This window comes from Sphingomonas sp. Leaf339, from assembly GCF_001426195.1.
In the GTDB taxonomy this organism is placed as follows: domain Bacteria; phylum Pseudomonadota; class Alphaproteobacteria; order Sphingomonadales; family Sphingomonadaceae; genus Sphingomonas.
The window spans coordinates 132,311-150,430 of record NZ_LMRS01000045.1; the positions used below are offsets into that span (position 1 = coordinate 132,311).

Consider the following 18,120-nt stretch of genomic DNA (forward strand, 5'->3'; position numbering starts at 1 on the left):
GTCAAGGGCAACCCGGTGCAGACACGACGAACCAACCGCCGCGACTGGATCGCGACGGATGACAGCATCCACCTGCCCTCGATCTTTCCGCCGAACGACGGCCGTCGATGTCAGTCCCGCAGCAATTCGTTGATGCTTGTCTTCGACCGTGTCTGCGCGTCCACCCGCTTCACGATGACCGCGCAATACAGCCCCGGCTTGCCGTCGCCGCCGCCCAGCGTCCCCGGCACGACCACCGAATAGGCCGGCACCTCGCCCTTGAAGACCTCACCCGTCGCGCGGTCGACGATCTTGGTCGATGCGCCCAGATACACGCCCATCGACAGCACCGCGCCCTCGCCCACGCGAACGCCCTCGGCCACTTCGGCGCGCGCACCGATGAACGCGCCGTCGCCGATGATGACCGGGTCCGCCTGCAACGGTTCCAGCACGCCGCCGATACCCGCGCCGCCCGATACGTGCACGCCCTTGCCGATCTGCGCGCACGACCCGACGGTCGCCCACGCATCGATCATCGATCCCTCACCGACATAGGCGCCGATGTTGACGAAGCTCGGCAACAACACCGCGCCCTTGCCGATAAAGGCACCGCGCCGCACGATGCTGCCCGGCACCGCGCGGAAACCCGCGCTGCGGAACTCGGCCTCGGACCAGCCGGCGAACTTCGACGGCACCTTGTCGAACCAGTGGCCCGCACCGGGACCGCCATCGATCAGCACATTGTCGTTCAGCCGGAACGACAGCAACACCGCCTTCTTCAGCCACTGGTTGACCCGCCAGCCGTCTCCATTCGGCTCCGCCACCCGCGCCGTGCCCGCGTCGAGCATCGCCAGCGCTGTCTCCACCGCGTCGCGCGTCGCGCCTTTGGTGTCGAAACCCAGCGCGGCGCGGTCTTCCCAGGCGGCGTCGATGGTGGTGGCCAGATCGCCAGCGTGCTCGGTCATGCGGTCTCCAGAATATGATGCAGCCACGGGTTCAGCTCGTGGATATGAAAATCGATGAAGCTGCGATCGACGTCGCTCGCCTGTTCGGAGCCGTTATCGACCCACACGGTCGTCATGCCGATCGCCTTGGCCGGTTTCAGGTTCCGCGCCATGTCCTCGACGAACAGGCTTTCGGCCGGATCGATATCGAACGCCGCGCACAGCCCCGCATAGGCTTCCGGCTGCGGCTTGGGGCGGAGGTTCATCGAATGGATGTCGTGCACACCTTCGAAACTGCCGCCCAGCCCCAGCCGCTCCAGCACCTTCAACGCATAGGGCCGGTCGCCATTGGTGAACACGATCTTGCGCCCCGGTAGCCGCGCAAGGGCTGCGGCGAGTGGCGCATCCGCCTCCAGCACGTCCATCTCGATATCGTGAACATAATCGAGGAACGCGTACGGATCGACGTTATGTTCGGTCATCAGTCCGGCCAGCGTCGTGCCATGGCCCAGGAAATATTCCTTCTGGATGCGTCGCGCCTCGATCCGGTCCACCTGCAACAGGTCGGCGACGAACGACGTCATCCGCGTATCGATATGCGCGAACAGGTCCGCGCTCGCCGGATACAGCGTGTTGTCGAGGTCGAATATCCAGTTGCGGACATAGGCAAGGCGCTCGATCATTGCCGCGCGCAATAGGCAAGCGCGCGGGTGCGGGCAAGGCGATCCCGCCCGGCGATGATGCATCGGTGACGCATCGATGACACGGCCAACCGAGTGCCGGCCCGCTTGGATGAACCATGGATTAAGGGTATCGCCCTATCATCGCATAGAATCCCCCCGGAGTGACGTGGCGTATGACCCTGAAGACAGCGTTGTTGGGGGGCGTCGCCGTCATGGTTTCCAGCCTGCTCGGCGGTTGTGGCGGCGGTGGTAGTGGCGGCGTCAACAGCACGCCCACCCCACCCAGTGCCCAAATCCCGACGCCGATCGCCACCCCGGCACCGACGCCCGCACCTACACCAGCACCGACGCCGGCGCCCACCCCGACGCCATCCGCGACCAATTACGACACCACCGAATACCGTGCGACCGTGGGCGCGGTGTCGATGAACGCGTTGGCCGCCTATCAACGCGGCGCGACCGGCGCCGGCATCGCGATCGGCGTCATCGACAGCGGCATCGCGCTGGCGAGCGAGGAGTTCACCGGCCGCCTGTCCGCCGCCTCCGCCGACGTCGCCGGCAACTCGTCGGTCAATGACGAGGACGGCCACGGCACCGCCGTCGCCTTCACCGCCGCCGGTCGCCGCAACGGCACCGGCACGCACGGCGTCGCGTTCGATTCCACCGTCATCGCGCTCCGCGCCGATCGCCCCGGCAGTTGCGCGACGGAGGATGCCGCTGTCGCCGACAGCGGGTGCAAGTTCGGGTCGGACGCGATCGCGCGCGGCGTCGATGCGGCGCGCGTCGCCGGTGCCAAGGTCATCAACATGTCGCTGGGCGGCACCACCATGCCCACCGCGTTGCAGGCCGCAATCGGCCGTGCGACGGCGGCGGGCATCGTCATCGTCATCTCCGCCGGAAATGACGGCTCCGACAACCCGGATGCCTTTACCGAGGTCGCGAACAACGCATCTGTTGCCCGTAATCAGGTCATCATCGCCGGGTCGGTCGGATCGACCGACGGCATCTCCACCTTCAGCGACCGCGCCGGCACCGGCGCCGCGCATTTCCTGACCGCGGTGGGCGAGCGCGTGCGCGCGCCGGACGAGGCGGGGACCGTGTTCCTCTGGTCCGGCACCTCGTTTGCCGCGCCGCAGATTTCGGGCGCGGTCGCGTTGTTGGCACAGGCGTTCCCCAACCTGTCGGGCGCGCAGATCGTCCAGATCCTGTTTTCCAGCGCGCGCGATGCCGGCGCGGCCGGCGTCGATGCTGTCTATGGCAACGGCGTCATCGACATCACCCGCGCGTTCCAGCCGCTCGGCAGCACGCAAGTCGCGGGGAGCACCGCCGCCGTCTCGCTGACCGGCAACGCCATCCTGTCCGCACCGATGGGCGACGCGACACAGGCCGGTCTGGGCGCAGTGATCCTCGACGGCTTCGGCCGCGCATTCGGCATCGATCTGGCCCGGACCATCGCCCGCACCGCGCCGCCACGCACGATGCTCGGCGCACTAGGCTTTCGCGGACGTCAGGTCGCGGCCAGCGCCGGCGGCATGACCATCGCGATGACGCTGGCGCCGCGCCTCGGCGGCGGTGTCTCGGTCGAGCCGGCGCGGCTCGGGATGGCCGACGCCGGCGTCGCCCGCGCGATCGCCGGCACGGTGACGCAGCGGCTGGGCGAGAAACTGTCGTTCGGCTTTGGCTTCGCGCAAGGTTCGGGCGCCCTCACCGCGCAACTGGCCGGCCGGCGCGAGCCCGCCTTCCTCGTTGCCACCGCCGATGGGCTAGGGTTCGATGGCGGCGCCCGCGCGTCCAGTGCGATCCGTCAGCAATGGGGCGCGCTCGGCATCACCGCCGCGATGGAAAGCGGCCGCGTCTCGACCCGGCGCGATCAGCTTTCCCCGTTCGCCGATCCCTATGCTCGCTCCGGTTTCGACCGCGCCTCGCTCACCCTCGACCGCCGCTTCGGGCCCTTCGCGCTGACCGCCACCGGCGCGCGCCTTGCCGAACAGGACACGCTGCTCGGCGCCCGCTTCGGCTCGGGGCTGGGGGCCACCCGCGCGGTCAGCTGGTTCGCGGATGTGGGCGCGCGTCTCGACGTCGGCGACGGCTGGACCGCTGGCGGCTCGCTGCATCGCGGCTGGACCGACGCCCGCGTTCGCGGTGGCATCGATGGCACCGGCCGCATCCGCACCGGCGCCTTCGCCGCCGATATCGGCAAGGACGGTGTGTTCGGCACCGACAGCCTTGGTCTCCGCCTCGCCCAGCCGCTTCGCGTCGCCTCGGGCGGGATCGACATGCGCCTGCCGACGCTGTGGGATTATGAGACGCTCAGCGTGGCGAGCTGGGCCACCCAGCGGCTGAACCTAGCCCCGCAAGGCCGCGAACTCGATGTCGAGGCGCGCTATGCCTATCTGCTGGGCCCCGGCACCGTGCAGACCAACCTGTTCTGGCGCCGCGACCCTGGCAACATCGCCGCCCTCCCCGACGATTATGGGCTGGCGGTGCGTTACTCGTTCGGGTTCTAGAGAGACTGGGCATAGACGAAACGGCAGAGGCCGTCGCCCTGAAGGTGCGACTGGAATCCGACAGCATCCCTCCCCATCTTTCTCGTATGCCCAATCTCTCCTTTCTTGATCTCGTCCCCGTCGTCGAAGGCGGCACCGTTCCGCAGGCGTTGAACCGCGCCGCCGATCTTGCCGCGCACGCCGAAACGCTCGGGTACAGCCGCTACTGGGTCGCCGAGCACCACGGCATGGCCGGCATCGCATCGGCCGCGACCGCGGTGGTCATCGCGCATATCGGCGCAGCCACCCGCACGATCCGAATCGGTTCGGGCGGCATCATGCTGCCCAACCACGCGCCGCTGGTGATCGCCGAACAGTTCGGCACGCTCCACGCGCTGTTCCCCGGCCGCATCGATCTGGGCCTCGGCCGCGCCCCCGGCAGCGACCAGCGCGTTGCCCGCGCGATGCGCCGCACGCTCGACAGCGATCCCAACGCTTTCCCGCAGGACGTGCTGGAGCTGCAGAGCTATTTCGCCAATGACGGCCAGACCGGCATCGTCGCCACCCCCGGCGCCGGCGCGAAGCCCGATCTGTGGATTCTCGGCTCCAGCCTGTACGGCGCCCAGGTCGCGGCGCAGTTCGGCCTGCCCTATGCCTTCGCCTCGCACTTCGCGCCCGACGCGCTGGATCAGGCGCTTGACATGTATCGCCGCCATTTCCGCCCATCGGCGCAGCTTGACCGTCCCTATGCGATAGCCGGCTTCAACGTCTTCGCGGCCGATACCGATGCGGAGGCCGAATTGCTCGCCACGTCGCAGCAGCAAGCTTTCGTGGCGCTGCGCACCGGCAACCCGCGCCAGCTACCCCCGCCCGTTGCGGGCTATCGCGACTCGCTCGGCGCGCAGGGGAATGCCGTCCTCGATCAGGTCCTGTCCTGCTCGGCGATCGGCGGCCCCGCCAAGGTAGCGCAGGGGTTGGCCGCGTTCGTCGCCCGCACGCAGGTCAACGAGGTGATGGTGACGAGCGCGATCTACGATCACGACGCCCGCAAGCGCAGCCTGTCGATCACCGCCGCTGCCGCGCGCGACCTGAAGGTGGCGGCCTGACCGGTCGTCATCCCGCCGCGGGCAAGCGCAGCCTGACCATCAGTCCGCCCAGATCCTCGCTCTCCTCCAGCGAGACGGTGCCCTCGTAGATTTCCGCGACATCGCGCACGATCGCTAGGCCCAGCCCCGTCCCCGGCTTTCCCGTATCCAGCCGCACGCCGCGATCGAAGATGCGGATGCGATCCTCCTCGGGGATGCCGGTGCCGTCGTCCTCGACCAGCAGTTCCACGAAGCCCGCCTCCGCCACCACCGTCACGAACACGCTGCCGCCGCCATATTTCGCGGCGTTCTCGATCAAATTGCCGAGCATCTCGTCCAGATCCTGCCGCTCGACATGCACCGACAGATCCTTCGGCCCGGCCACGTCGATGCGGACATGGCGATACAGGCGGGCGACCGCGCGCTCGACCGATTCGACGCTCGGCCAAACCTCTGCCCGGCTGTGCGCCGATCCGCGCCGCCCGACCGCGCGCGCGCGGGCCAGATGATGATCGACCTGCCGCCGCATCGTCCGCGCCTCGCGGATCACCGTGTCGGCGAGGTCGTCGGCCTGCGCGGTCGCGGCGTTCATGATGACCGTCAGCGGCGTCTTCAGCGCATGCGCCAGATTGCCGGCGTGCCGCCGCGCCTCCTCCGCCTGCCGCTCGTTATGTTCGATCAGCGCGTTCAGTTCCTCGACCATCGGCTGCACTTCCAGCGGCATCGCATCCGACACCCGCGCCGAATGACCCGCCCGCATCCGGGCGATCTCGGCCCGCACCTTCCTCAGCGGCCATAGCCCATAGAAGGTCTGCAACGCCGCCATCGCGATCAGCCCCAGCGCCAGCAGCGCGAACGATCGCACCAGCGTCCGCCGGAGCACGGTAATCTGCGAATTGAGTCCCTCGCGGCTCTGCGCCACCTGGAACCGCCAGCGCACCGGCGATCCCGGCAGTTTCACGTCGCGCTCGACGATCCGCAGCTCCTCGGTGCCGAATTGCGCGCTATCATAACTGTGCACCGCCCGGTCGCTGTGCGGCGTGCCGTATGCCAGCCGCCGGTCCCACAGCGACCGCGACGGAAACGCCTCCCGCCCCGGCGCGCCGACCTGCCAGTACAACCCGGAATTCGGCTCCAGAAACCGCTGGTCCGCCGCCTCGCGCGTGAACATCACCTCGCCGCCGGAATCGATCTCCGCCGATACGATCAGCGCGGTCATCACATATTCCAACTGGTCGTCGAAGTTGCGCGTCACCGCCGACGCCAGCACCCGGTCCAGCGCAAAGCCGCCGCCCGCCAGCAGCACGACGATCCACGCCGCCGCGATCAGGATCATCCGCCGCGACAGCGATCCCGTCGCCTTCGGTCGCACCCGCTGTTCGGGAAGCGGCTCGCTCATGACCGGCTCAGGCGTCCGGGTCTTCCAGGCTATAGCCCAGACCACGGATGGTCGTGATGACGTCCTGGCCCAGCTTCTTCCGGATACGCGTCACGAACACCTCGATCGTGTTCGAATCGCGATCGAAATCCTGGTCGTAGATATGTTCGATCAACTCGGTCCGGCTGACGACCTTGCCCTTGTGATGGAGCAGGTAACTGAGCAGCTTATATTCCTGCGCGGTCAGCTTCACCGCCTCGCCCGCCTTCGTCACCTTGCCCGACCGCGTGTCGAGCCGCACGTCGCCGGCGGTCAGTTCGGACGACGCATTGCCCGAAGCACGCCGGATCAGCGCGCGCAGGCGGGCGATCAGCTCTTCGGTCTGGAACGGCTTGGCGACATAATCGTCCGCGCCCGCATCCAGCCCGGCAACCTTGTCCGACCAACTGTCGCGCGCGGTCAGCACCAGCACCGGCGCGGTCCGCCCCTCCTTGCGCCAGCGGTCGAGTACGGTCAGCCCGTCGATCTCCGGCAGGCCCAGATCGAGCACGATCGCGTCGTAATTTTCGGTCGATCCCAGATAATGCCCTTCCTCGCCATCGGTGGCGAGGTCGATGGCATAGCCGGCGCCTTCCAGCGTATTCTTCAACTGCTGGCCCAGATTGGGCTCGTCCTCGACGATCAAGACGCGCATCTTCTCTCCAGTCCTCTAACGAAACGGCCCGCATCCGCTACCACGGTGCCGGCGGTTACGGAAACGTCGCTGTCGGGGGGCTTAACGGAATTGCGTTAAACGATGCGCGTATGCCGAGCTTTTAGCGCCCGGTGCGGCCGATCACCTGCCCCGACCGGCCATCGACATCCACCCAGATCACCGTGCCGTCGCGCAAGAACTTCAGCGTATAGACGCCGCTGCCGCCATCGAAGTCGAAGCCCAGATATTCGGCGCCGTTCATCTGCGGCACCACGCGCCGCTCGATTTCGGGCAAAGGCAATAACTTACCCTGCTTGCGCGCCTGATATGCCTGCATCTGGTCGCCACGCTTCTGCGCCCCGGCCGGAACCGGGATCGATGCGACCGACAGCGCGGCGAATATCGCGAGGATGGTGGAACGCATCATGGACAGGGGCGATAGCTAATCGGCATTGAACGCGCTGTGAATGCTATCCTGTCCCATTATGGTTCGGTAGCGCGAAGCCGTGGCAAATATGCCGCACTGCACCCCAAAGGTTGTCGCCCCAAAGGTTGCCGCAACGTCCCGCGCCGCTTACGTGGCCGGCCATGGCCGCACCCATCCTATCCTATGAAGACCTCGGCCTCGTTCAGGGATCGGGTTGGCTGTTCCGAAATCTCGATATCCAGGTCGGGCAGCGTGACCGGCTCGCCCTGATCGGCCGCAACGGCGCCGGCAAATCAACCTTGCTGCGCCTGCTCGCCGGCGCGGTCGATCCAGACGAGGGCCGCCGCACCATCGTCCCCGGCACCCGCGTCGTGATGCTGGAACAGGACCCCGATGTTTCCGCCTTCGCCACTTTACGCGATTACGTCGCCGCCGGTGACGACGCGCCGCTGGGGCATGAAGCGGAAGCGATCGCCGACAAGCTGGGCATCGATCTCGACCGCGAGGCGCAATCGGCCTCGGGCGGCGAGCGCCGCCGCGCTGCCATCGTCCGCGCGCTGGCGCAGGAACCCGACGTGCTGCTGCTCGACGAGCCGACCAATCATCTCGACATCCACGCGATCGACTGGCTGGAGGGCTGGCTCGGCCGCTTCAACGGCGCCTTCGTCGTCATCAGCCATGATCGCACCTTCCTCACCCGCCTGACCAAGCAGACGCTGTGGCTCGACCGAGGCAACGTCCGCCGCGCCGAAATCGGCTTCGGCGGGTTCGAGGCATGGACCGAAACCGTCTTCGCCGAAGAACAGCGCAACGCCGAACGGCTAGACGCCAAGCTGAAGATCGAGGAGCATTGGCTGCAACGCGGCGTCACCGGCCGCCGCCGCCGCAACCAGGGCCGCCTCGCCAAGCTGAAGGACATGCGCGCCGAACGCGCGGCGATGATGGGGCCACAGGGCACCGCCGCCATCTCGATCGGTCATGAGGATGGCCGGTCGAAAGTGGTGATCGATGCCACCCATGTCACCAAGAATTATGGCGACCGCACGATCATCCGCGACTTCAACCTGCGCGTCACGCGCGGCGACCGCATCGGCGTGGTCGGCGCCAACGGCGCCGGCAAGACGACGCTGCTCCGCCTGCTGACCGGCGAACTCCAGCCGGACTCGGGCACCATCAAGCTGGCCAAGACGCTCGACGGCATCGTCATCGACCAGCAACGCAAGCTGATGGCCCCCGACAAGACGGTGCGCGACGTGCTGGCCGAAGGAGGCGAGTGGATCGACGTGCTCGGCACCCGCAAGCACATCCACGGCTATCTCAAGGAATTCCTGTTCGATCCGTCGCTGACCGAGGCGAAGGTCGGTACGCTGTCGGGCGGCGAGCGATCGCGGCTGTTGCTGGCGCGCGAATTCGCCCGGCCGTCGAACCTGCTGGTCCTCGACGAGCCGACCAACGACCTCGACCTCGAAACGCTCGACCTGTTGCAGGAAGTGATCGCCGATTACGACGGGACCGTGCTGATCGTGAGCCACGACCGCGACTTCCTCGACCGCACCGTGACGGTCACGCTCGGCCTCGACGGCAGCGGCACGGTGGATGTCGTCGCCGGTGGTTACGAGGATTGGGAAAAGCGCCGACGGCCGCGCGGTGACGGCAAGAAGCCCGCCAAGGCCGCCGCCGCCCCGACGCCCACGCCCGCCCCCTCGCGCAAATTGTCGTATAAGGACCAGCGCGATTACGAACTGCTGCCCAAGCGGATAGAGGAAATCGAGGCGACCATCGCGCGCGACGAGGCGAAGCTGGCCGACCCGGACCTGTACGCAAAGGAACCCGCGACCTTCGCCCGCCTGATGCAGGCGATCGACAAGGCCCGTACCGAAAAGGACGCTGCCGAGATGCGCTGGCTCGACCTGGCCGAGCAACTCGAAGCGCTAAACTAAAATCCTCCCCGCCCCGCGGGGAGGGGGGCTGGCAAAGCCGGTGGAGGGGGATCGCCGCGAGCGAACCGGATCGTGGAGGCGGAACAGATCAAAAAACCGCTGTCCTACAACCCCCAACCTCCGTTACCTCCAAACCACTGCTCTTTCTCACCCCCGATTAAACTCCGGTCGCCCTTCGCGCCCGCGCGCAGGCGCACACGATCGCGCGCGATGGCAGGTGTGACTTTAGCGACTTTCCGCTGGTTAAACCGCTCGCCCCTCACGCCCCGCCACATCGACCACATATTGCCACGCCACCCGGCCCGACCGGCTCCCCCGCTGCGTCGCCCAGCGGACTGCCTCGACCGGATCGAACGGCAGGCCATGCACCTCCGCATAGCGGCCGACGATCGCCAGATACCCGTCCTGGTCCAGTGCATGGAAACCCAGACTGAGGCCGAAGCGATCCGCCAGCGCCAGATGATCGTCCACCGAGTCGCGCGGATTGATCGCGCTGTCCTGTTCGGCGATGTCGCGCGGCATCAAGTGGCGGCGGTTCGCGGTCACCAGCAACCGCGCATTCGCCGGTCGCGGCTCCGCTCCACCCTCGAGCATCGATCTTAGCGCCCGTGCCTCGGCGGGTTCATCCACGCCCAGATCGTCGACGAACAGCGCGAATCCCCGCGGCACCGGCGCCAGCGCGGCGAACAACGCCGGCAACCGGTCGAGCGCCGTCACCTCGACCAGCGCCAGATCGCCGCCATCAGCCTGAACGGCGGCGACAGTACTCTTCACCAGCGCCGATTTGCCCGTACCCCGCGCACCCCACAGCAACACGTCCTGCGCCGCATGGCCCGCCGCCAGCCGCGTCAAGTTGCGCACCAGCGCCGTCTTTTGCCGGTCGATCCCGATCAGCCGGTCGAGCGGCAACGGTGCAAAGCCCCGCGTCGCCGCCAGCGTCTCGCCCGTCCAGCGATAGGCCGGATGCGCGCGCGGATCGGCGGCGGGCGGGGCGGGCGGCGACAGGCGTTCCAGCGCCGCGGCGATACGTTCCAGCGGGTCCATGCCGCCCCCTTGGAAGCACCCGCCTGCCGGTGCAAGCATCACGCGCTCAGGTCGTAACTCTTCATCAGGTCATACAGCGTCGGCCGGCTGATCCCCAGCAACCGCGACGCGCCGGAGATATTGCCCTCCGCCTGCGCCAGCGCCCGGCCGATCGCCCGCCGGTCCGTCGCCTCCCGCGCCGCCCGCAGGTTCAGCTCGGCCGGATCGACAGGGGCGGCCAGATCAAGGTCTGCCGCCGTCACCAGCCGCCCCTCCGCCATGATGACCGCGCGCTTCACCCGGTTCTCCAGCTCGCGGACATTACCCGGCCAGCGCCACGCATCCACCGCCGCCCGCGCATCCGCCGCCAGTCCCGTCACCGACCGGTTCAGGTTCGCAGCATAGCGCCCGACGAAATGCCGCGCGAGCAGGCCTGCATCCCCCGTCCGCTGCGCCAGCGTCGGTATCCGCACCACGATCTCCGCCAACCGGTAGTACAGATCCTCGCGGAACCGACCGTCGGCGACCATCGCATCGACATCCTGATGGGTGGCGCATACGATCCGCGTATCGACCGGGATCGCCCGCCGCCCCCCGACCCGTTCGATCACCCGCTCTTGCAGGAACCTCAGCAACTTTACCTGCAGATGCAGCGGCACATCGCCGATCTCGTCGAGGAACAGCGTGCCGCCGGCCGCCTGTTCGATCTTGCCCTCGGTCGTCTTCACCGCGCCGGTGAACGCGCCCTTTTCATATCCGAACAATTCCGCTTCCAGCAGCGTCTCCGGGATCGCCGCGCAGTTGATCGCCACGAACTGCCCGCGCTTGCGCGGCGAGGCATCATGCACCCCCCGCGCCAGCAATTCCTTGCCGGTCCCGCTCGCCCCCAGCAGCATCACCGACACATCGGCCGGCGCCACCCGCTCCAGCGTGCGCGCCACGACGGCCATCTCCGGCGAGGCATACAGCAGCCCGCCGAAACCCCCATTGGTACTGGCGCCGCCGACCCGCATCGCCAGCCGCCGGTTCTCCGCCTCCAAAGCATGGACATGGAAAGCTCGCGTCACGATCAGCCCCAGCGCATCGATATCGATCGGCTTGGCATAGAAATCCCAGGCGCCGTCGCCGATCGCCGTCAGCGCGCTTTCCCGCGCCCCGTGGCCCGATGCGACTATCACCTTCGTGCCCGGCGCCATCGCCAGAATGGCATGCAGCGTCGCAAAGCCCTCCGCCGTCCCGTCCGGATCGGGCGGCAGGCCCAGGTCCAGCGTCACCACCGCCGGCTCATGCAGCCGCACCGCATCCAGCGCCGCCGCGCGATCACCCGCGACGACAACCTCATAGGCTTCGTACGCCCAGCGCAATTGCCGGGCGAGGCCGTCGTCATCCTCGACGACCAGCAACACCGTCCGCGTCATGCCGCCTGCTCCATCACGGCGCCCGCATCGCCGGCGATCGGCAAACGGATGCGAAAGCGCGTGCCTTCATCCTCGCGGCTATCCACATCCATCTCCCCGCCCATCGCCCGCACCAGTTGCCGTGCTTCATACGCACCGATCCCGAATCCGTCGGGCTTTGACGAGGCGAACGGCCGGAACAGCTGATCGCGGACGAAGCCCGGCGCCATGCCGCACCCGGTATCGATCACCTCGATCGCCAACCCGCCGCGTTCGTCCCGCCGCACCGCTATGGTCACCGCCTCCCCTGCCGGACTTGCCTCGACCGCGTTCTGCACCAGATGGCAGACGGCCTGTTCCAGCCGACCGGGCTGCGCCAGCACCATCGCCGCGCCCTCGCCGCCGACGTCGATCCGATGCTTGGCCCGCCAGTTCGCCGCGATCCGCCGCGCTAGCGCCACCGCATCGACCGGCTGCGTCGCCTCTGGCCGCGCGCTGTCATGCTGCCCCAGCCGGGCCAGTAGCGTCGTCATCCGCGCCGCCGAATCCCGCAGCGTGACAACCATGTCGGCGCGAAAATCCGGATTGTCGGCATGCCGCTCGGCATTGCGCGCAACCAAGGTCAGCTGGCTCGCGACATTCTTGATATCGTGCATCAGGAACGCGAACCGCCGGTTGAACTCGTCGAAGCGCTGCGCATCGGCCAGCGCCGCATGCGCCCGGTCCTCCGCCAGATAGCTCGCGGCCTGGCGCCCCGCGACGCGCAACAGGTCGAAATCCTCCCAGTCCAGCGACCGGTCGATCGGCGGCCGGGCCAGCACGATCGCGCCGGCCAGATCGTCGCCATGGATCAGGGGCACCACCGCCCAGGCGTCACGATCGTCTATCAGCCAGGTCGGCAACATCGCTTCGCCCGTTTCAGCCCGCTCCTCGTCCAACGAGACGATCCGCCCCGTGCGCGCCAGATGCTCAGCAAACCCCGCCTCTATCGCTTGCCCGCCGTCCGCCCAGCGCCAGCCGGCCGCCGGTGCCAGCCGACCGCCATCGGCCACCAGCAACATCCCCGCCGGCGAGTCGGTCAAATCCGCCACCGCCTTCACGATCCGCGTCCCCAGCGGCGCCGCGCCATCGCCCGGCACGCCCAGCGTCGCGGTGAAGCGCTGCCATTCGATGCGATAGTCATAGCGATGGCTGAACAGGTGCTTCGCCACCTTCACCCGCATCCACGCCCGCAGCCACGGCGTCGATACCAGCGCTAGCAACGCCGCCGTCGTGCCGAACACGATCGCCGTTTGCGCCAGGCGCGCCTGCCCGCCCGCGATCGTGCCCGCCAGATTGGCCGCCAGCGCCGTCGATCCCGCATACAGCAGCAGGCCCGCGCCGACGAGCAGTTGCGTCGCGACCGTTCGCGACACCGTCGCTGGCGCCGCGCCGGCTTGCGTTGTTGAGGCGGCGAGGAACAGCGCCACCGCCGCCATCACCGGCCCGCGCACCACGACCAGCGTGGCCGTCCAATCGGGTTGGACGAACCCCAGCACCGCGACGCCGAGGTCAAATCCCCACATTACCGCGAGTGCCAGCACGAACAGACGCCGCGCGCCCGATCGCGCCGCCTCCGTCGCCTGCGCCACGTGGCTCAGCAACAACAGCGCACCCGCGATCGCCATCATCCGCAACATTTGCCGAGCGACGGCCAGCGCGATCAGCATGTCGCCGTCGAACGGTGCCCGTTCCAGCAGCGCCACCATGCCTGCCGCGGCCGTCACCAGCATCACCACGGCGTACAACGCCGCCAGCGGCACATGCCCCGCCCGCGCCCGCTTCACCGATGCGGCCATCAGGCACAACCAGGCTATGTTGCGCGCCGCCTCCGCCAGATGCGTACTCACGTCGCGGGAATCGATCCCGGCCACCGCCAGCGCCCATAGCGCGGTCAACGCCAGCGCCGCCACGAACGCGCGCCCCGACCACCGATCGGTTACGCCGCGCCGCCATTCGGCCAGCCCCAGCGCGCCGAACAGCAAGGCTGCCAGCGCGTGACCCCACAGGATCAGGATTGCCGTCATCGTCCCGCCATCGATCGCCTGCATTGTAAGGAATGCCGACAGGCGGAGTGCCAGCAAAATACCAATAAAGGCTGAACGCATCGAAATGCGTGCGGCCACGTTGGGCAAGACCACCTTCCGTGTATAGGAAGGGCTTCAGGAGGACTCATGACCGCCAATACCATCGTTCCCGTTATTCTGTCCGGCGGGTCCGGCACGCGCCTTTGGCCAATGTCCCGGCCCGAGCGCCCCAAGCAGTTCCTGCCGCTGACCGCCGACGAGACGATGCTGCAACTGACGGTCCAGCGCGCCACCGGCGATCGCTTCTCCAACCCGGTCATCGTGGCAAATGCGCAGCATGCCGAAGAGGTGGAGACGCAGCTATCCGCCGTCGGCGTGACTCCGCAGGCGATCATCCTGGAACCCGCTGGCCGCAACACCGCGCCTGCGATCGCGCTCGCCGCCCTGGCCGCCCCCGATCCCGAGGCCGCGTTACTGGTGATGCCGTCGGATCATGTGATTGCCGACATTCCTGCCTTCCATGCCGCGATCAAGGCGGCACTACCGTTGGTCAACGACGGCTGGCTGGTCACGTTCGGGATCGAACCCGACGCGCCTGAGATCGGTTATGGTTGGATTCAGACGGGCGATCAGATCGCACCCGGCGTCCACCGCGTGGCCCGCTTCGTGGAAAAGCCACCGCTCGACCGGGCGGAGGCGATGCTGGCCGCCGGTGGCCATGCCTGGAACGGGGGCATCTTCCTGTTCCGCGCCGACATGTATCTGGGGGCGCTCGCCGCCTTCGCGCCGGCGATGCTGACTGCCGTCCAGGCATCAATCGCCGGTGCCCGTCAAGAAGGCCTTCGTCTCTATCCCGATGCCGCCGCCTTTGCCGCATCACCCGCCGATTCGATCGATTATGCGGTGATGGAGAAGGCGGAGCGTGTCGCTGTCGTGCCCGTCCAGATGGGCTGGAACGATGTCGGCAGCTGGGACGCGCTGCATGCGATCAGCGATTTGGATGTCGACGGCAACGCCCATGGCGGCGACGTGATCGCGCTCGATACCAACCACTGCCTGGTTCGATCCGATGGCATCCGCATTGCGATGGTCGGCGTCAGCGATCTGATCGTCGTGGCGAGCGGGAACGACGTCCTGATCCTGCCGCGTGGCCGCAGTCAGGAAATCAAGAAGCTGATCGAGGCGATGAAGCGCTGATCCTTCGCCCGTGGCTGGGATCAGTCGCGGGCGAAAATCTCGTGATGCGGGATCGACAAGCCCAGCGCCGGCAGATCGACATCATGCGGCTGGGCAAAGAGATCGTCGCGCCAGGAGGCGGGGCCGAGCCGTTGGACGACGCGGCTGGTTTCGTTCTGGGGATCGACGAAGACGATCGTATCGACCGACGGCAGCGCCCGGTATTGCGCCAATTTCTCGCCTTCATCGATGCGGACCGTCGAGGCAGATAGAACCTCGAATAGAACGACCGGATCGGTGAAGAGCCGTTCTTTCTCCCGCTCTACCGTCGCCGGGTTGCCGCAATAGACGCTGATATCGGGATAGCGAATATCGGTGTCCGTGACGCGAACGCCCATTTCCGAATTATAGGGTCGGCAGCCCGAGCCTCGCAGTTTGACGTAAAGATAACCGAAGATATTGCCGGCCACCCGCGAATGCGCGGGCGTGCCGCCGGTCATCATCCGGATCACGCCATCGACTAGCTCGTATTTACGATCGCTCGGGAAATCGATGTCGAGGAACTGTTCGACCGTGATAGGCTCGTAGAACGGATCCTGGCGCATAGTTGGATACTAACATTACAATGCATACAAGCAAAGAGCCGGGAGGTTGCCCTCCCGGCTCTTCGTGCATCGATAACATCGGTGGCGCGGGCAAAGCCCGCGCTGGACGTCGAACCGGATCGGCGATGCCGACCGGCCGGCCGCTTCTGATTTTGTGTCGGGGCCAGCATCGCTGGCCCCGTCCGAAATCAGAAGTCCATGCCGCCCATGCCACCCATGCCGCCACCGCCGCCCATGGGCATAGCGGGCTTGTCTTCGGCCAGTTCGCTCACGGCCGCTTCGGTCGTGATGAGCAGGCCGGCAACCGATGCCGCGTTCTGCAGCGCGGTGCGGACGACCTTGGTCGGATCGATCACGCCGGCTTCCACCAGGTTCTCGTACGTGTCGGTCGCGGCGTTGAAGCCGATGTTGGAGTCGTTGCCGTCGAGCAGCTTGCCCGAGACCACGGCGCCATCATGGCCCGCATTCTGCGCGATCTGACGCACAAGAGCGGTCAGCGACTTACGGACGATGTCGATACCGCGCGTCTGGTCCTCGTTGGCGCCGGTCAGGCCTTCGAGTGCCTTGGTCGCGTACAGCAACGCCGTACCACCACCGGGGACGATGCCCTCTTCGACGGCTGCGCGGGTTGCGTGCAGCGCGTCGTCGACGCGATCCTTGCGCTCCTTGACCTCGACCTCGGACGAGCCACCGACCTTGATGACCGCGACGCCGCCGGCGAGCTTGGCAAGACGCTCCTGGAGCTTCTCCTTGTCATAGTCGCTGGTGGTGTTCTCGATCTGCTGGCGGATCGCTTCGGTGCGGCCCTTGATCGAGTCGTGATCGCCGGCACCATCGACGATGACGGTGTTGTCCTTGTCGATCGTGACGCGCTTGGCGGTGCCGAGCATCGCCAGCGAAACCGTCTCGAGCTTGATGCCCAGGTCTTCCGAGATCATCTCGCCCTTGGTCAGGATCGCGATGTCTTCCAGCATCGCCTTGCGACGATCGCCGAAACCGGGCGCCTTGACCGCTGCGACCTTCAGGCCGCCGCGCAGCTTGTTGACGACGAGCGTGGCGAGCGCCTCACCCTCGATGTCCTCGGCGATGATCAGGAGCGGACGACCCGACTGAACGACTGCTTCCAGGATCGGGAGCATCGCCTGCAGGTTCGACAGCTTCTTTTCGTGGATCAGGATGTACGGATCGTTGAGTTCGACAGTCATCTTTTCCGGGTTGGTGATGAAGTACGGCGACAGATAGCCGCGGTCGAACTGCATACCCTCGACAACGTCGAGCTCGAATTCGAGACCCTTCGCTTCCTCGACGGTGATGACGCCTTCCTTGCCGACCTTCTCCATGGCTTCGGCGATCTTCTCGCCGACTTCACGGTCGCCATTGGCCGAGATGATGCCGACCTGCGCCACTTCCTTCGAACCCGAAACCGGCTTCGAACGCGCCTTCACGTCCTCGACGACCTTGACGACGGCGAGATCGATGCCGCGCTTCAGATCCATCGGGTTCATGCCGGCGGCAACCGACTTCATGCCCTCGCGGACGATCGCCTGCGCCAGAACGGTCGCGGTGGTCGTGCCGTCGCCGGCGATGTCGTTGGTCTTCGAGGCCACTTCGCGCAGCATCTGCGCGCCCATGTTCTCGAACTTGTCCTTGAGCTCGATTTCCTTCGCGACGGTGACGCCGTCCTTGGTGATGCGCGGTGCGCCGAAGCTCTTGTCGATCACGACGTTGCGGCCCTTGGGGCCGAGCGTCACCTTCACCGCATCGGCGAGGATATCGACGCCGCGCAGGATGCGCTCGCGCGCGTCACGGCTGAATTTCACGTCCTTGGCTGCCATGGTGGCTACCCTTTCAGATGAGTTGTAAAGTCTCGAAAGTCACACCCTTCACGCGCGGATACGCGCGCGGGGAGCGACCGGCAGGTCAGCCGACGATCCCGAGGATGTCGCTTTCCTTCATGATGAGCAGGTCTTCGCCATCGACCTTGACCTCGGTGCCGGACCACTTGCCGAACAGCACGCGGTCGCCGGCCTTCACCTCGAGCGGGTGGACCTCGCCGGACTCGCTGCGGGCGCCGGTGCCGGCGGCGACGACTTCGCCTTCCTGCGGCTTTTCCTTGGCGGTGTCGGGGATGATGATCCCACCGGCCGTCTTCTCCTCTGCCTCAACGCGGCGGACGAGAACGCGGTCGTGCAACGGACGAAAGTTCATTGCTGTGCCCTCTTTCTGGTACAGTGTTA

Annotated in this window: 15 protein-coding genes; 4 read left to right on the forward strand and 11 right to left on the reverse strand. The window is 67.0% G+C overall.

What is annotated here, in order from left to right; all coding sequences use genetic code 11:
* Nucleotides 1-110: 110 nt before the first annotated feature.
* Together dapD and ASG67_RS14775 are read right to left on the reverse strand one after the other, a co-directional pair.
* A complete protein-coding gene (gene dapD, locus ASG67_RS14770; RefSeq protein ID WP_056531699.1) occupies nucleotides 111-944 on the reverse strand; it encodes a 2,3,4,5-tetrahydropyridine-2,6-dicarboxylate N-succinyltransferase in 834 nt (277 codons plus the stop codon).
* On the reverse strand, nucleotides 941-1,606 hold the full coding sequence (locus ASG67_RS14775; RefSeq protein WP_056531701.1) for a pyrimidine 5'-nucleotidase: 666 nt from the start codon (nucleotides 1,604-1,606) through the stop codon (nucleotides 941-943). Before ASG67_RS14775 ends, dapD begins: the two co-directional genes overlap by 4 nt.
* A gap of 173 nt (nucleotides 1,607-1,779) precedes the next feature.
* Here ASG67_RS14775 and ASG67_RS14780 point away from each other — a divergent pair, with 173 nt between their 5' ends.
* Both ASG67_RS14780 and ASG67_RS14785 read left to right on the forward strand, forming a co-directional pair.
* Complete coding sequence (locus ASG67_RS14780) at nucleotides 1,780-4,113, forward strand: S8 family peptidase (protein WP_082543562.1); 2,334 nt, start codon at nucleotides 1,780-1,782, stop codon at nucleotides 4,111-4,113.
* A gap of 86 nt (nucleotides 4,114-4,199) precedes the next feature.
* Nucleotides 4,200-5,198, forward strand: a complete 999-nt coding sequence (locus ASG67_RS14785; RefSeq protein ID WP_056531703.1) for an LLM class flavin-dependent oxidoreductase — start codon at nucleotides 4,200-4,202, stop codon at nucleotides 5,196-5,198.
* Between the two features lie 7 nt (nucleotides 5,199-5,205).
* On the opposite strand, the gene ASG67_RS14790 is transcribed toward ASG67_RS14785, so the two are convergent.
* From ASG67_RS14790 to ASG67_RS14800, 3 genes are all read right to left on the reverse strand, one after another.
* Nucleotides 5,206-6,576 carry a sensor histidine kinase gene (locus tag ASG67_RS14790; protein WP_056531704.1) on the reverse strand — a complete coding sequence of 457 codons (1,371 nt, stop codon included), beginning with the start codon at nucleotides 6,574-6,576 and terminating at the stop codon, nucleotides 5,206-5,208.
* A 7-nt stretch (nucleotides 6,577-6,583) separates the two neighbouring features.
* Nucleotides 6,584-7,249: a response regulator transcription factor gene (locus ASG67_RS14795; protein ID WP_056531706.1), complete on the reverse strand. Its 666-nt coding sequence runs from the start codon at nucleotides 7,247-7,249 to the stop codon at nucleotides 6,584-6,586.
* Between the two features lie 121 nt (nucleotides 7,250-7,370).
* A complete protein-coding gene (locus ASG67_RS14800) occupies nucleotides 7,371-7,676 on the reverse strand; it encodes a PepSY domain-containing protein (RefSeq protein WP_235535236.1) in 306 nt (101 codons plus the stop codon).
* Between the two features lie 161 nt (nucleotides 7,677-7,837).
* Here ASG67_RS14800 and ASG67_RS14805 point away from each other — a divergent pair, with 161 nt between their 5' ends.
* A complete protein-coding gene (locus ASG67_RS14805) occupies nucleotides 7,838-9,616 on the forward strand; it encodes an ABC-F family ATP-binding cassette domain-containing protein (protein ID WP_056531708.1) in 1,779 nt (592 codons plus the stop codon).
* Between the two features lie 243 nt (nucleotides 9,617-9,859).
* Here ASG67_RS14805 and ASG67_RS14810 read toward each other — a convergent pair whose 3' ends face one another.
* From ASG67_RS14810 to prsK, 3 genes are read right to left on the reverse strand one after another with little or no spacing between them, the layout of a single operon-like run.
* On the reverse strand, nucleotides 9,860-10,660 hold the full coding sequence (locus ASG67_RS14810; RefSeq protein ID WP_056531710.1) for a DUF815 domain-containing protein: 801 nt from the start codon (nucleotides 10,658-10,660) through the stop codon (nucleotides 9,860-9,862).
* 38 nt (nucleotides 10,661-10,698) lie between these two features.
* Nucleotides 10,699-12,057, reverse strand: a complete 1,359-nt coding sequence (prsR, locus tag ASG67_RS14815) for a PEP-CTERM-box response regulator transcription factor (protein ID WP_056531712.1) — start codon at nucleotides 12,055-12,057, stop codon at nucleotides 10,699-10,701.
* Complete coding sequence (gene prsK, locus ASG67_RS14820) at nucleotides 12,054-14,183, reverse strand: XrtA/PEP-CTERM system histidine kinase PrsK (RefSeq protein WP_235535237.1); 2,130 nt, start codon at nucleotides 14,181-14,183, stop codon at nucleotides 12,054-12,056. Before prsK ends, prsR begins: the two co-directional genes overlap by 4 nt.
* 66 nt (nucleotides 14,184-14,249) lie before the next feature.
* Here prsK and ASG67_RS14825 point away from each other — a divergent pair, with 66 nt between their 5' ends.
* Nucleotides 14,250-15,299: a mannose-1-phosphate guanylyltransferase/mannose-6-phosphate isomerase gene (locus ASG67_RS14825; protein WP_082543563.1), complete on the forward strand. Its 1,050-nt coding sequence runs from the start codon at nucleotides 14,250-14,252 to the stop codon at nucleotides 15,297-15,299.
* 20 nt (nucleotides 15,300-15,319) lie between these two features.
* Here ASG67_RS14825 and ASG67_RS14830 read toward each other — a convergent pair whose 3' ends face one another.
* The 3 genes from ASG67_RS14830 to groES form a co-directional block, all read right to left on the reverse strand.
* Nucleotides 15,320-15,883, reverse strand: coding sequence for a Uma2 family endonuclease (locus ASG67_RS14830; protein ID WP_056531714.1), 564 nt, complete (start codon nucleotides 15,881-15,883; stop codon nucleotides 15,320-15,322).
* Nucleotides 15,884-16,071: 188 nt separating this feature from the next.
* Nucleotides 16,072-17,718 (reverse strand): chaperonin GroEL, encoded by a 1,647-nt coding sequence (groL, locus tag ASG67_RS14835; RefSeq protein ID WP_056531716.1) that lies wholly within the window; start codon nucleotides 17,716-17,718, stop codon nucleotides 16,072-16,074.
* Between the two features lie 85 nt (nucleotides 17,719-17,803).
* Entirely contained in the window at nucleotides 17,804-18,091 is a 288-nt protein-coding gene (groES, locus tag ASG67_RS14840) for a co-chaperone GroES (RefSeq protein ID WP_056531718.1), read from the reverse strand.
* Between the last annotated feature and the right edge of the window lie 29 nt (nucleotides 18,092-18,120).